Annotated in this window: 11 protein-coding genes; 9 read left to right on the forward strand and 2 right to left on the reverse strand. The window is 38.0% G+C overall.

Annotation, left to right across the window (positions count from 1 at the left end; genetic code table 11):
* Window positions 1–17: 17 nt before the first annotated feature.
* The 4 genes from WC724_03415 to WC724_03430 are packed head-to-tail and all read left to right on the forward strand — an operon-like array spanning window position 18 to window position 7,337.
* Entirely contained in the window at window positions 18–3,479 is a 3,462-nt protein-coding gene (locus WC724_03415) for a class I tRNA ligase family protein (protein ID MFA6078036.1), read from the forward strand.
* A gap of 1 nt (window position 3,480) precedes the next feature.
* Window positions 3,481–4,071, forward strand: a complete 591-nt coding sequence (locus WC724_03420) for a recombination protein O N-terminal domain-containing protein (GenBank protein MFA6078037.1) — start codon at window positions 3,481–3,483, stop codon at window positions 4,069–4,071.
* 19 nt (window positions 4,072–4,090) lie between these two features.
* On the forward strand, window positions 4,091–6,013 hold the full coding sequence (locus tag WC724_03425) for a hypothetical protein (GenBank protein MFA6078038.1): 1,923 nt from the start codon (window positions 4,091–4,093) through the stop codon (window positions 6,011–6,013).
* Window position 6,014: 1 nt separating this feature from the next.
* Complete coding sequence (locus tag WC724_03430; protein MFA6078039.1) at window positions 6,015–7,337, forward strand: glycine--tRNA ligase; 1,323 nt, start codon at window positions 6,015–6,017, stop codon at window positions 7,335–7,337.
* Between the two features lie 6 nt (window positions 7,338–7,343).
* Here the strand turns inward: WC724_03430 and WC724_03435 are convergent, their stop codons facing one another.
* The gene (locus WC724_03435; GenBank protein ID MFA6078040.1) at window positions 7,344–8,993 is read right to left on the reverse strand and encodes a PQQ-binding-like beta-propeller repeat protein; all 1,650 of its coding nucleotides are present in this window, start codon (window positions 8,991–8,993) and stop codon (window positions 7,344–7,346) included.
* A 70-nt stretch (window positions 8,994–9,063) separates the two neighbouring features.
* Here WC724_03435 and WC724_03440 point away from each other — a divergent pair, with 70 nt between their 5' ends.
* The 4 genes from WC724_03440 to WC724_03455 are packed head-to-tail and all read left to right on the forward strand — an operon-like array spanning window position 9,064 to window position 13,015.
* Window positions 9,064–10,971 carry an AMMECR1 domain-containing protein gene (locus WC724_03440; protein MFA6078041.1) on the forward strand — a complete coding sequence of 636 codons (1,908 nt, stop codon included), beginning with the start codon at window positions 9,064–9,066 and terminating at the stop codon, window positions 10,969–10,971.
* A 44-nt stretch (window positions 10,972–11,015) separates the two neighbouring features.
* Window positions 11,016–11,519, forward strand: a complete 504-nt coding sequence (locus WC724_03445; GenBank protein MFA6078042.1) for a rhodanese-like domain-containing protein — start codon at window positions 11,016–11,018, stop codon at window positions 11,517–11,519.
* 20 nt (window positions 11,520–11,539) lie between these two features.
* A complete protein-coding gene (locus WC724_03450; protein MFA6078043.1) occupies window positions 11,540–11,830 on the forward strand; it encodes a hypothetical protein in 291 nt (96 codons plus the stop codon).
* A 42-nt stretch (window positions 11,831–11,872) separates the two neighbouring features.
* Window positions 11,873–13,015, forward strand: a complete 1,143-nt coding sequence (locus WC724_03455; protein MFA6078044.1) for a hypothetical protein — start codon at window positions 11,873–11,875, stop codon at window positions 13,013–13,015.
* A gap of 80 nt (window positions 13,016–13,095) precedes the next feature.
* On the opposite strand, the gene WC724_03460 is transcribed toward WC724_03455, so the two are convergent.
* On the reverse strand, window positions 13,096–13,707 hold the full coding sequence (locus tag WC724_03460) for a hypothetical protein (GenBank protein MFA6078045.1): 612 nt from the start codon (window positions 13,705–13,707) through the stop codon (window positions 13,096–13,098).
* Window positions 13,708–13,982: 275 nt separating this feature from the next.
* On the opposite strand from WC724_03460, the gene WC724_03465 reads away from it, so the two are divergent.
* Window positions 13,983–14,264: a hypothetical protein gene (locus WC724_03465; protein MFA6078046.1), complete on the forward strand. Its 282-nt coding sequence runs from the start codon at window positions 13,983–13,985 to the stop codon at window positions 14,262–14,264.
* Window positions 14,265–14,320 lie beyond the last annotated feature (56 nt).

Genomic DNA, 14,320 nt, shown 5'->3' on the forward strand with positions numbered 1-14,320 from the left:
GCTAATATAAGAAAGATATGGAAGAAGAAAAGAAAGAAACACAAGTTTCCCTAAACGAAAAAAGAATTCTTAAGTTTTGGAAAGAAAACCAAATTTTCGAGAAAACTTTAGAGAAAAAAACTAATGATAAGTTTGTTTTTTACGATGGGCCACCTTTTGCGACAGGGGAGCCACACTACGGACATGTTTTAGCTGGAACAATAAAAGATGCTATTCCGCGCTACCAAACAATGCGTGGTAATTATGTTCGTAGGCAATGGGGTTGGGATTGCCACGGTCTTCCAATAGAAAACTTGATTGAGCAGGAATTAAATCTTGGTCATAAAAAAGATATTGAAGAATATGGTATCGATAAGTTTAATGGGGCGGCACAGAATGCGGTTCTTCGTTTTGATTCCAATTGGAAAGAGGTTGTTCCAAGACTCGGTCGTTTTGTGGACATGGAGCACGCTTATAAAACAATGGATGCGACCTACACAGAATCTATTTGGTGGGCGTTTAAGACACTTCACGATAAAGGTTTTGTTTATGAGGGACATAAAATTATGTATGTTTGTCCACGTTGCGAAACACCGCTTGCTCAGTCAGAGGTAGCCGATGGCTATACAGATGTGACAGATATTTCTGTAACTGCGAAGTTTGAGTTAGTCGATGAGCCAGGGACTTATCTTTTGGCGTGGACAACGACACCATGGACATTGCCAGGGAACGTCGCGATTGCGGTGAATAAAGATATTGATTATGTAAAAGTTGAGAACGAAGGTGTGAATTATATTGTTGCGAAAGAGAGATTAGATTTTGTTTTTAAAACTACTTATAAAATAGAAAAAGAATTCAAGGGCTCTGAACTAGTTGGCAAATCATACGTTCCAGTTTTTGATTATTATTACAACGATAAGACAATAAAAAATCACGAGAACGGCTGGAAGGTTTACCATGCTGATTTTGTGACAGCAGATAGTGGTACTGGTATTGCTCACGAAGCCCCAGCTTTTGGTGCGGAAGATATGGAGCTTGGAATTAAAGAGAAGCTTCCTTTTGTTCAGCACATTTCAATGAACGGACAGTTTAAGTCTGAGGTAAAAGATTTTGCTGGTAGCTATGTTAAACAAAAAGGGGATACTCAATCTGCTGATATAGAGATAATTAAACACCTTGCTCAAAAAGGAACCCTATTTTCAAAAGAAAAAATTGTTCACTCGTACCCACTTTGTTGGCGATGCGAAACTCCGCTTTTGAACTACGCTTCTAGTTCGTGGTTTATTGAAGTGACTAAATTTAAAGATAAACTCGTTCTAGAAAATAAAAAAGTTCATTGGGTGCCTGAGGCAATCGGCGCAAATCGTTTTGGTAAGTGGCTTGAATCAGCACGGGATTGGGCGGTATCCCGCGCTCGCTTTTGGGGAGCGCCAATTCCAGTGTGGAAATGTGAGAAATGCGAGAAGCCGGTTGTGGTCGGCTCTCTTTCGGATATTAAAAAAATGTCTCCACTCTCGCAAAATAAATATTTTGTAATAAGGCACGGGCAGGCAGAGAGCAATGTGAGTGGAACGCCAAAAACGAAAGAAAGTGATGTTGATAATCTAACCGAGAAGGGAATAAGTCAGGTTAAAGAAAGTGCGCATTCTTTAGAGAAAGAAAATATTGATTTGATTATCTCGTCTCCACTTATGCGCACTCGGCAAACTGCTACGGTTCTTGCCGAAGAGCTTGGTTTGAAAAACGAAGATGTTGTTTTTGATCCACGATTGGCTGAAATTAACGTCGGCGCGTTTAATGGAAAAACCACCGCAGAGTATCATGGATATTTTTCTTCTTTGGAAGAGAAGTTTATTAAAAAAGCACCAGAAGGTGAGAGTTTGCAGGATTTAAAGAAAAGAGTTTTTGAGGCTGTTTCAGAAGCGGAGGAAAAATATGAAGGAAAAAATATTTTGATTGTTACCCATGAATATACAGCGTGGATGCTTTTCACAATGGCAAAGGGGTTGTCGATTAGTGAGTCAGTTAAAATGAAACAAGAAAGAGGAGATGACTTCTTAAAAAATGCAGGAGTAGAAGAAATGGTTTTTGAGTCTATACCACGAAACAAAGAAGGTGATCTTGATTTTCATCGACCGTATATTGATGAAGTAAAACTAAATTGTGAATGTGGTGGAAAAATGAATCGAGTGCTCGAAGTTTTCGATTGCTGGTTTGAGTCTGGTTCAATGCCATACGCTCAGTTTCATTATCCTTTTGAAAATAAGGATGAGTTTAAGAATAATTTTCCTGCGGATTTTATCGCTGAAGGTTTGGATCAAACACGAGGGTGGTTTTACACACTATTGGTTTTAAGCACAGCTCTTTTTGGAAAAGCGCCGTTTAAGAACGTGATTGTGAATGGGATGGTGATGGCCGAAGACGGCAAGAAAATATCTAAGCGCCTAAAAAATTATCCTGACCCAATTGCTGTTGTAGAAAAATATGGAGCAGACGCACTTCGATATTATTTGCTTTCCTCTCCGATTATGCGCGCTGAGGATTTGAATCTTTCCGAAGCTGGTATTTCTGAGATATATAGAAAGATTATTGTTCGCCTTGAAAATGTTTATTCTTTTTATGCGTTGTATGCCGATGAAACTATTGAAGCAAGCGATAGAAGTAAGAATGTTTTGGATTTGTGGATTCTCGCGAGATTAAACGAACTTAAAAACGAAGTGACCGAAGGGATGGATAAATATGAGATTGATAGGGCAACAAGACCGATTAACGACTTCATAGAAGATTTGTCGACTTGGTATATTCGCCGTTCTCGCGAACGCTTTAAGAATGATGAAAACCCTGATGATAAAAAGGTTGCTTTAGAAACAACCCTGTTTGTGTTGAAAGAATTGTCTAAAGTTCTTGCCCCATTTACACCTTTTGTGGCGGAAGATTTATATCAAAAAATTAAAACCGATAAAGACAAAGAAAGTGTTCATTTGGAGAAATGGCCAGAAGGGGGGTCTGTTGATAAAAATCTGATTGAGAAAATGCTCAATACAAGAAGAATTGTTGAACAAGCACTTGCTCTACGTGCTTCGTATGCGATTAAAGTTAGACAACCGCTATCTTTACTTGAAGTATCATCTCAGGATGGTGAATTTTTTGATGAATTAATTAAAGATGAAGTAAACGTTAAGGAGGTTGTTGTTAAAGAATCACACGAAAAAGGTTCTATGATGCTTAGTAATGAGATCACCCCCGAACTAAAAGAAGAGGGGCAGATGCGTGAATTTATTCGTGCGGTACAAGAGCTAAGGAAGAAGGAAAAACTAAACCCCAAAGATATTGTTATCTTGCAAATTGTGACAGAGGAAATGGGTAAAAATCTTGTGAATAAGTGGCTGAACCAAATTAAGCAAACAGCAACAGTAAAAGAAGTTGAGTTTTTGGCTGATGTCGATGGTGAAAAAGTTTCTTTTGATGAGATGTCTTTTGTCTTAAGGTTGGTTAGATAACATGTCTTATCACAGATACACAACGGAAAGTATTGTTTTAGGGGGAATGAATTTAGGAGAAGCGAATAGGTTGTTTTATCTTTTAACAAAAGATTTTGGATTGATTTTCGCGACAGCACAAGGAGTTAGGTTAGATAAATCAAAACTGAGATATCGCTTGCAGGATTTTTCTAGATGCAATGTTGATTTGGTTTTTGGGAAGAATACTTGGAGGGTGGTAGACGCTCTTCCTGTTTCAGAGAAATTTTCATTCCTTGAATATGGGGCATTAAAGACAAAAGTTCTTGCGCGTATTTTCTCACTTACGCGCAGGCTTTTGCACGGGGAAGAACGCAACTTGCCGTTGTTTGAAGAAATTAATAGATTCGTTGATTTGATAAAAGAAAAAAACTTTAATCTTAGTGACTTACTTTTACTTGAAGGAGTTATGGCTGGGCGTATTCTTAAACACCTTGGTTACTGGGGTAAAGAAAGTGTTCCCGCTGAAATATTTGAAGGGGTTATAGATGAAGAAAAGATTAAATTGGCGTCGCTTTCAAAAAATAAGTTATTCAAAGAAATCAATAAGTCTCTCAAGGAGACGCATTTGTAGGGCGTGATATAATATTCCGATGTCAGAAAATAAGGATTTTAGTACTATTGATCGTATCGCAAAGAAGCTTTACAGCCCCTCGGCCCAAGGGAAAAGTTTTATTCGCCCAGGGGTTCTCAAAGAGAAAAGTTATGGAATAAATAATGAGTGGGCAGAGGAAGAGGTTGGAGTAGAAGAGACCGCTGTTGTAGAAGATAAAAAACCACCATCTATGTTTAAAAGAATATTTTTAGGGTCATTAATTTTTTTTGTAATTTCCGCTGTTTACGCCGGTTACACTTTTTTTGTTGGAGGAAATATTGTTTCTTCAAAAAATATCGATATTGAAATTGCAGGACCGTCATTTGTTGCTGGGGGAGAAGAGCTTGCACTTCAGGTCGTTGTTCGAAATGGAAATGCCACTCCGCTTGAGCTTGCGGATTTGCTCATTGAGTATCCAAAAGGTGCTGGGGCGGGAGATACAGAAGACGTTGAGCGCCTTAGAGATACACTTGGAGAAATAAGGTCTGGTGGATCAATCGAAAGAATAGAACGATTTAAGCTTTTTGGAGAAGAAGGTGGAGATAAAGAAATAAAATTTACTCTTGAATACAGAATCGCTGGTTCTAACGCAGTGTTCACAAAAGAAACTAGTTACAAGGTCCGCATAAGCACGGCTCCCGTTAGTCTTTTGGTTGATGCTCCAGAGGAAGGAAGCGATAACCAGGATTTTAAGTTTAGCGTAAAAGCATCTTCAAATTCGGAAGAGGGGGTAAGTAATCTTTTATTGAGAATTGAATATCCAGCCGGGTTTGATTATAAGAGCGCTGAACCAAAACCAACTTTTGGTAATAATGTCTGGCGTATCGGAGATCTCAATAAAGGGGGCTCCAAAGAAATATCAGTACTTGGCGTTATTCGTGGACAGGACGGGGAAGAAAGAACATTTCGTATTTATACTGGAGAGCAAGACACTAGAGATGAACAAAAAATAGGAGTAGTTTATAATTCCGCATTTCAATCAGTTCTAATTAAGCGCCCGTTTTTAAGCGCACAGCTTTTGGTGAATGGTAAAGAGGGAAGCACTATCTCTGTGTCACCGCGCAATGTGGTGCAGAGCGAGATTATTTGGAAAAACAATCTTCCAACTAAAATTATGAATGCTCGCGTTGAAGTCGTGTTTACTGGTGATTCAGTAGATTCATCGACAATTATTGCTGACCGTGGATTTTATAATTCAGGAAACAATACTATTAGTTGGGATAGAAATAGCTTAAACGAACTTAGAGAAATACAGCCTGGTGATGGCGGTCGCATGAGTTTCTCTTTTTCTCCAAAATCAATATCTTCTGGTGATTATTCTCCAAATAAAGAAATCACTGTTTCAGTAAATGTTTACGGGGAGTTTTTCGATACCTCTATGGGTGGTGGACAAACTGTTTCATCTCAAGCAAAAACTATAATTAAGATTAGTTCTGATTTTCAAGTTACGCCAAGGGCTTTGTATTACGGAGCTCCATTTAGTAACGAAGGGAAGCTACCCCCACAAGTTGGAGAAGAAACAACCTACGCTATTGTTCTGACTGCGGTGAATTCAACCAATAGAATTTCTCGTGCGGTTGTTAAGACAACATTACCCTCATATATTCGTTTTGTTGGCGTGGTGTATCCAGAGAGCGAACAAGTGACGTTTAACGACAAAACTGGAGAGGTTGTTTGGAATATCGGTTCAATAGAATCAGGTGTTGGTTTTACGAAACCGGTGAAGGAGGTTTCCTTTAAGATTGGATTCCGACCATCGCTTGGGCAAGTCGGAAGAAATGCTCCTTTGACTGGGGTTGTAACCTATAGTGGCAATGATGAGTTTACTGGAAATGATGTGTCTGGTTCGATTCCAGCCCTAACTACTACCCTAAATAGCGACCAAGCATTTAAGCGGGGAGATGATATAATCGTCAAATAATATGGCAGACAACAAGAAAGAAGATGGTCTCATGGAAAAAATTGTGTCGCTTTGTAAGCGACGCGGTTTTATATATCAAGGCTCAGAAATATACGGAGGCCTTGCGGGGACTTGGGATTACGGCCCACTTGGTGTCGCTCTAAAACGAAATATTACGAATTTGTGGTGGAAGAGGTTTGTTGAGGAAAAGGAAAATATGTACGGTATTGATGCAGCCATTTTGATGAACCCCAAAGCATGGGAATCCTCCGGACATTTATCTGGTTTTTCTGACCCGCTTGTTGAGTGTGAGAAATGTAAAAAAAGATTTCGTGCAGATACTTTGGAGGATAGGGAAAAGTGTCCAGAATGCAGTGGAAAGCTTGGTGGAGAAAGGCAATTTAATATGATGTTTAAGACAAACATCGGAGCAACAGAGGACGAATCTTCCGCAGTTTATCTTCGCCCAGAAACTGCTGGCGGAATGTTTGTTAATTTTAAGAATGTTGTTGATAGTTTCCACCCAAGACTTCCTTTTGGAACAGCGCAAATCGGGAAGGCATTTCGAAACGAAATTGCTCCTAGAGATTTTATTTTTCGTGTGAGGGAGTTGGAGCAAATGGAGATTGAATATTTTGTTAAGCCAGACGAATGGAAAGATTCGTTTGAAAAGTTTCGTCTAGAGATGAAAGATTGGATTAGGGAAGTTGGTATAAAAGAAGATAGTGTCCACGAGCTTGAGGTGGGCGATGGTGACCGTGCACATTATTCAAAAAGAACAATTGATTTTGAATTTGATTTTCCTTTTGGTAGAAAAGAGCTTTATGGTTTAGCCTATCGCACTGACTTTGATTTGAGTGCACATACAAAGGGTAGTGGTACTGATTTGTCATATTATGATGAAGAAACAAAAGAAAGATTTACCCCACACGTTATTGAGCCTTCGTTTGGTGTCGAGCGTACGGTACTTGCGGTTCTTTCAAGTGCTTATACAGAAGATGAGCTTGGCGGTGAGACACGCGCTTATTTAAAGTTGCCTCCAAATATCTCCCCGACCTTAGTTGCAGTATTTCCACTCTTGAAAAACAAACCAGAGCTTGTTAAAAAAGCGGAGGAGGTTTACATGATGCTTAAAAAAGATTTTTCTCGTGTTTCTTTTGACGACAACGGTAATATTGGTAAACGTTATCGCAGACAAGATGAAATCGGCACTCCTTTTTGTGTGACTATAGATTTTGACACTTTAGAGGATGATACCGTGACAATTCGTAATCGTGATACTGGAGAACAAGAGCGTGTTTTAATCACGGAATTAGTAAGCAAAATCGGAAGCTCGATTAATTAAAGTTATCTATTCAGGCTTTTTGTTTTTAGAAAGACAATATATTTCATTAGCAAAAGTTGGCAGAAATATTCTACCTGTTGTTTTGTTGAATGCTATTTTATCTGTAATTCTTTCTGTGGCCTGGAAAAATGCTGTGTTTTTTCCTGTTTTAAGATCGAGTTCATAAAGTCTTCCATCGTTTGATCCGATGTAAACACTGTCGTCGATTATTTCTGGGGAAGAAAAAATTCTGGCATTTGTTTTGAATTTCCAAACAACCACTCCTTTATCTAAGTCTATGCAGTACAGACTTTTATCAAGAGAGGATACATAAGCAAAGCCGTCATTAACTGTAGGGGTAGAAAATATTGCCTCATCCGTTTTTATTTTATGAATTAGCTTGCCGGTCTTAGTTTCTAAAACGTATACACATGAATCAAATGAACCAAAGACAACAACCCCAAGTTTTTCATCGAAGGAAAATGACCCCTTTATTTCACCCTCCGTCTTAAATGTCCAAAGAAGTTTTCCTGTTTTAACATCAAGACCATATACCGAAAAATCATTACACCCACAAATCACTATTCCTAGTTTAGAAGAATAAGCAGGTGAAGATTGAGTAAAATCAGACATTGAGAACTCCCACATTTTTTCCCCCGAAGAAGAATCTAGGGCAACAAGGGCTCCTTGTTTTTTCCATAAACCAAACTCAAGACCGACAAAAATTGCACCGATGTCCTCTGCAATACAAGGAGATGACCCAATCCAGTCTGCTTCTAAGAAAACCCATTTTCTTTTGCCAGTAGAGGAATTAAGTGCGTAAAAATTACCATCATTAGCCCCAAAATAAACAACATCTTTATAAACAACAGGGGAAGAGAAGGCCTTTCTTTTCTGAGCCCCTAATAAAATTTTATAATCCCAAACAGCCTTTCCGTCTATTTGGTTTAACGCCCAAAATACTCCATTGTCTCCGCCGAAATAAATTTTTTCTTTATCAACAGCTGGCGCTGATTTTGCGGTAACTAGGAAATAGTTTGGTTTTTCACTTTTAAAATACCAGTCAATCTTAAAAGGAGTAGGAACGGGAAGCTCGGTCTTATCAATCAAATTAGAAACACCAAGCGAGCCCCCAAAGTCTTCAAGGGTAAAAAGGGAAATAATTTTTATTCCTCGTTCCGTGAGATAGGAGTAATATGGTAAATCTCGAAACCTTAAAATAACAAAAACAGCGCTTACTTTTTTACCAAGTGATTCAATAACCTCAATTTGCCGAATAAAACTTTTGCCACTATTAATAATATCGTCAACCAAAATAATTTTATCGTTGGAAATTTCACCCTCAATCATTCGAAGAAGGCCACTTTTTTTACGAGACTTTCGTATAAAAAATCCATTAGATATTTTATTTTTTTCCCTTACTTTTAAAACAAACGCTGTTATGAGAGGGATTGAAGCAACCTCGATACCGCCAATTTGAAAGGGATGTTCGTTTTTAAATTTTTCCCAAAATAATTCACTTACTATATTGAGAATTTCCGCACCAAGAAGTACTTTTCTAAAATCAAAAATCCAATCAGTTTCTGTGCCGTTTTGATCAACACTCCTTGCTTCTTTTTTTGTTATGAAGACCTCTTTTTCTATTACTTCTTTAAGTTTTAATTGTGACGATTCCATTTTCTGTGTTTTTTATGCAAATTTACAATAAATGTCCTGATATATACAATTATACTCAATTCACGAAAATATGTTTTTAACCAACTTTAGCATACTGGAAAAGCTCTATGAGGTTTATTACTTCAAACAAATCAACTCTTTTTCTACGTGGCTTGTAAAAAATTCATTAGAAGATAGAAGTGTTTTTATTGACTTACCACATCAGGAAAGATTTTTGAAAGACAATTTTTCTAAAAATAAAGAAAAAAAGATCTCCTTTATTTTTTGTAAACCAAAAGGACTTCAAGGAGCACTTGAAAAAAATAATTTAAGTAACACAGATTCATGGAAGGATATTTTTTTGTCGAACGAGTTTGAGGTTTGGGAAAATAAAGAAATGTACCATGGTAGTAGTTTTCCAATCAGGTTTGGTTTAAATGAAGACGAGAAAAAAGAAGCACTTGGTTATGCAAGAAAAACCCTTGAAGTTTTTTTAAAAACAGGGAATCGAGAAAAAGTTTTATCTAAAAATTTATCAGAAAGATTTTTGGATAATGCGAGTGTTGATGTTGCGCTATGGGTTAATGGGGAATTGCGTGGGTCACGCATTGTTGAAAACTTGCCACTTAGTGAGGCGATTGAGGAAGCTTCGATTCGTGCTTGTCGCGACGAGAGATTCAAGCCTCTTTCTTTGGAAGAATTAGATAATACAACGATTGAAGTTGCGATACTTTCTAGTTTGCGCTTACCGCTTATGGAAAAAGAGAAAAGGGATAATGATATCTACACGGAAAAAGGGTATGTGATGTCTGTGAAAGGAAAAACTGGTTGGTTTTTGCCAGCTGTTTTTAACTGCCTGACATTTAATGGGCTGGATGATTTTTTAATAAACCTTATTGAAAAAAAGATTGGATTTCCAAAAGTTTACTTACCAGAAGCTTCAGTCGAAATATTTGAGGTTGATAATTTTGTTGAGTCAGTAGAAAAGACCCCGCTAGCACTTAAGGGGCCAGTTGTTTTAAGAAGTAGTTTGACTGAGGTGGGAGACAAAAAGCTTCTAGACTATTTTTATGAAGGTGCAGACAAGAGTGCAGATTTTCTTTGTAGAATACAAGAAAAAGATGGCAATATTCCCCCGGTTATAAACCCACTTACAGGAAAGGCAACTCAGGTAGATTGGGTTCGCCTCGCCTTGTCGTCTTGGGCTCTTTTTGAATGGGGGAGGAAACAAGGAAATAGTGCCTACGAGGAATCAGCAAAGAAAAGTTTTTTGTACCTTAGGGACAATTTATACAGCCACTCTTGTCTACCTGCATATTCTCGTTGTCTTTCGTTTATATACTATAGAAGGTTGGCGCTCTCTTTAGGGGAAATAGAAGAAGTCCAAAAGAGCAATAAAGTTATTGCTAGTATTATTTTAAATTTGGAATACGAGCCAATTTTATATTCGCAAATCGCCCATCATTTAATCGATATTTCAAAAGGGAATGACGTTTCTTTAATGAAAGCAAAAGAGTTTACAGAAATTGTTTTAGCTGATTATCAAAAAAAGATTAAAGAAAATAACTCGAGCTTAGAATTGGCGAGATACCCCGAACTAATATACTTGCTTCGCGAAATTGGGGAGAGGGCAGGAAACACTGAACTTATAAAAAAATCGGAAGAAATTGAAAGTTGGTTTATTTCGAAGCAGTTTAGTGACGGGAGTTTCCCAAGCAAAGTTAATACAACATTTTCGTATGTAAGGGGTACGGGGAAAATATTTGAAGTGTTGTGTTTGAATCAAAAGAAAAATATAGATGTAATTGAAAAAGTTATAACGTGGATTATTGATATGCAATACATAGAAGATAACACTTTTTTTGTGAAAAATGACATAAAGGAACAAATCCTAGGAGGATTTCGCCATGATTACTTAAATCAAGCTGTTTGGATTGACGCCACAGCTCATGTGTTAATTGGAGCAACAAGACTTAAAAAGTCACGTAATCTCTTGTAGTTATCCACACAGCAAGTGATTTTTAGTGGTACAATTAGAAAATTATGAATATCTCAATAAAAGAAATAGTAATTGCACTTTCGTCTGTGGTGGTAACCATATTGGTTGTTTACTTAACACCATTAAAAAATCTAAATATTGTTGAGCCAACGATAAAAGACGTTGATCCAAAAGCTTTTTATACAGAGTTTCTTAAGAATAAGGACGGTTTCGTTTTTGTTGATGTAAGGCCGAGAGAGGCGTACAACGCCGTTCATGCTGAGGGTTCTATAAATATCCCACTACACACTCTTTATGACGAAAGGCACAACCTTCCAAAGAGAGGTAAGCAAATAGTTCTTATTTGTAGTGGTGGGCGAGCCTCTGGTGTAGCTTATGGATATTTGGAACATCATGGATTCCTTAACCTTCAAAGAATTGATGGGGGAATAGAAAAATGGTTGGCGGATGGCTTACCTATTGTTTCTAGTCGTGCATTAGACGAAATTAAAGATATTCTTGATAAAGAGAAGGTTTCGTCGGTAGTTATCCCATGTGAGGTTTCGTAAATTTAATACTACATAACAACATGATTCAGAAAGCAAAAAAAAGAACATCATTTTTTTTAGGCATCTTGGTTACAAGCATTTTGGGAACTATTGGTGGTTATGTAAATTCTAATTACTCAAAAGACGGTTCTTTCCTTGTATCTGTTGCTAAGGCAGATGTTCCTTCGCCGTTTGGTGGTACTGGTTTTGAAGGTGGTAGCGCTGGGGAAAGTGCTCTTGGTGTTGATGCTGGTAGTGGCGGTGGTAGTGGTTGCGATGGTGGTAGCGGTGGTAGTGGTGACGGTGGTGGTAGCGGAGGTGATTGCGGTTAACCTCTAAACAAGTATAGAAGTAGATAATATATTTAATTTATAATGATAAATAAAAAGTTAGCTTTTTTGATTTACTTACTTCTTGGTGCACTTGTTGTTCTTTCTGGTTATCTTTTTTACTATTTTTTTTATAAAGATATTGGGAAAGAGTCAAAGTTTTCTAATGAATTTCTAACCGAGGAATTAAATAAGAATAAAAACATTTCTTTAAAGAGAGATGTTCTAGTAAAAGAAAATGAATTTTGGGCTAACGCTGACAAGCTTAGAAATGAAGGAAACAATGAGCTTGCCATCTTGGAGTACGAGAAAGCTATAGGAGTTGCTGGTACAGCAGAAGAACAAGGAATAATAAAAATTAGTCTCGGGCGTTTGTATTATAGATTGGGGAAATTTGACTTAGGGTCAAAAATATTTAAAGAGGTAGTAGGGAATCCTGATTATTCGAATATAACTAGAGCCTACGCTGTTGAGGCTATGGGTAATGAATATTATTCAAAATATGATCAGGAATTATTTAGTTCTATTTTTAACGAGGAACCATACCAAAGCTTTCTGGTGGCGAAAGATAAAGAACTTTCTATGAGGAAGTTGTTTGAGTATGGCACCACTTTTTACCCATTACCACTATCAGAGGCTAGAATTGCTCAGTGGTACGCTAGTGAGTTAGTGAGAATAAAGAATAGTGGTTTAGAGGACCAAGAAACAAAAGCAAAAATAGATTCTATGAAAGTGGTTATTAGAGAAAAATTAAATCTTGCCAATAAAGGCATAAAGGACATAGAAAATACTACGAATGCTCCAAGAATTCCAGTTGTTTTAAATAGGCTAGGTATTATTTCCATGAAAATGTATTTGTTTGGAGATGAGTCTTTTGGAAACCCGGCAGATTTGTTTGAAAGATCATTAGTATATTCGAAGCTATATAACTTAACTTCAACTGAAGGTTTTACTTATTATAATTACGCAGTTTTTTTGGCGAGGGTTTACGGCAAAGGAAAGACTAGTGAGATAGGTACCTTGTTGGGAAACCTTTATAATACCGATAAGTATAAAAATACCGATGTGTTTGTTTTTTTGAAAAACCAGAAAAATATCGAAGGAACAGTCAAAGATGACATCTTGCTTTTAGCGTCTTTTGATCCAAAATTTAAGAAGCTACTATCCGAGCTAGGGTGGAGCTTTTGATGGTAAAAGACTATCGGTAATAAAAAGAATTGCCCAGGGTTATTAGCCTTGGGCAATTTGTTTCTTGCTGACGGTGGTGGTCAGTTCGTCTTGCGTACTTCAACCACGACCTGGTAGAGGTCAAATTCCGGCGATTCGTACGAACAAATCATCGCCAGCTCCGGACAGTAGAAGTATTTCTCCATCGCCGGACGGAACGCTTCAGCTAGTTGGTTTGTGGCACGAATTTCGTAGGCCTTGAATACCCCGCCAGGCAGCTTGATGTCGCCGTATCCTACAACCTCTGCACTTCGCGTGCGTTTCTGAACCCGCCCGTTTGAGCTTTCTTGCTCAAACGATCCCTTCCAGCTATTTCCGTTTTTCATAGGAAACTGCAAGAAGTAGGAGTGCGGTTTGTAGGTTGCGTACGGGAACGGGCGAACCTTCGTGCCGAGGTCCTTGTTGAAGATGGTTTCCTTCTTTTCTTTGCCACCTTCTTCTTGGACCAAAAAAACAAAGTCCTCGCCTCGGCGTTCAAGAAACTCCGTTGTAAGACATTCCGGCTTTTCGCGCACGTAGTAGCCGGTTTTGCACGTTTTTACCACGAGCCCCTTGGTCGGTTCCGGGTTTAAAGTGGCCGGCACTTCCTCCGCAGACACAAAAAGCGGAAAAATAAAAGCGCCGAAGGCACACACGAGCTTGATGATATTCATGACGAACCTCCTTGTGTTGTATTGAAATACTAGATTTACAATAGATCGAAGCTTCTTTCATGGTACAACAACCGACATTAAAAGTCAATACCGCTTTATAATATTCATGTTATTAGTTAAATTATTAGGAATTAAAATTAGAGAGGAAAATTAATGGGCGAGAGTCACAAAAATAAATAAACAGGTAACATTTATATACGAGGATTAGGGAAACCAACAGGAAGACATAGTTATCCACACGATAGGTGTATTTTAGTGATATCATTGTCTGTAGCATGATTCAGAAAGCAAAAAAGAAAACATCATTTTTATTAAGTATTCTTATTACTGGAATACTCGGGACTATTGGTGGTTATGTAAACTCAAATTACTCAAAAAACAGTTCCTTGCTTGCTCCGATCGCTAAGGCTGATATACCTGCGACAAGCGCGGATATTTTTGGCGGCAGTAGCGCGGGGGACGCTGGTAGCGGTGACGGTGGCGGCAGTGGTGGTGATGGTGGCGGCAGTGGTGGTGATTGTAGTAGTAGCGGTGGTGACGGTGGTAGTGGATTCTAGTAAATAATGACGCAGGCTGGTGCGGTGATTAATATTTAGATTTGCAGTTTTTATTC

This window comes from Candidatus Paceibacterota bacterium (genome assembly GCA_041661305.1).
In the GTDB taxonomy this organism is placed as follows: Bacteria; Patescibacteriota; Minisyncoccia; order Phycocordibacterales; family VMEP01; genus VMEP01.

Bases quoted from the DNA above. Each gene is read 5' to 3' on its own strand.
- WC724_03415 (MFA6078036.1), top strand. From the start codon at position 18: ATGGAAGAAGAAAAGAAAGAAACACAAGTTTCCCTAAACGAAAAAAGA.
- WC724_03420 (MFA6078037.1), top strand. From the start codon at position 3,481: ATGTCTTATCACAGATACACAACGGAAAGTATTGTTTTAGGGGGAATG.
- WC724_03425 (MFA6078038.1), top strand. From the start codon at position 4,091: ATGTCAGAAAATAAGGATTTTAGTACTATTGATCGTATCGCAAAGAAG.
- WC724_03430 (MFA6078039.1), top strand. From the start codon at position 6,015: ATGGCAGACAACAAGAAAGAAGATGGTCTCATGGAAAAAATTGTGTCG.
- WC724_03435 (MFA6078040.1), bottom strand. From the start codon at position 8,993: ATGGAATCGTCACAATTAAAACTTAAAGAAGTAATAGAAAAAGAGGTC.
- WC724_03440 (MFA6078041.1), top strand. From the start codon at position 9,064: ATGTTTTTAACCAACTTTAGCATACTGGAAAAGCTCTATGAGGTTTAT.
- WC724_03445 (MFA6078042.1), top strand. From the start codon at position 11,016: ATGAATATCTCAATAAAAGAAATAGTAATTGCACTTTCGTCTGTGGTG.
- WC724_03450 (MFA6078043.1), top strand. From the start codon at position 11,540: ATGATTCAGAAAGCAAAAAAAAGAACATCATTTTTTTTAGGCATCTTG.
- WC724_03455 (MFA6078044.1), top strand. From the start codon at position 11,873: ATGATAAATAAAAAGTTAGCTTTTTTGATTTACTTACTTCTTGGTGCA.
- WC724_03460 (MFA6078045.1), bottom strand. From the start codon at position 13,707: ATGAATATCATCAAGCTCGTGTGTGCCTTCGGCGCTTTTATTTTTCCG.
- WC724_03465 (MFA6078046.1), top strand. From the start codon at position 13,983: ATGATTCAGAAAGCAAAAAAGAAAACATCATTTTTATTAAGTATTCTT.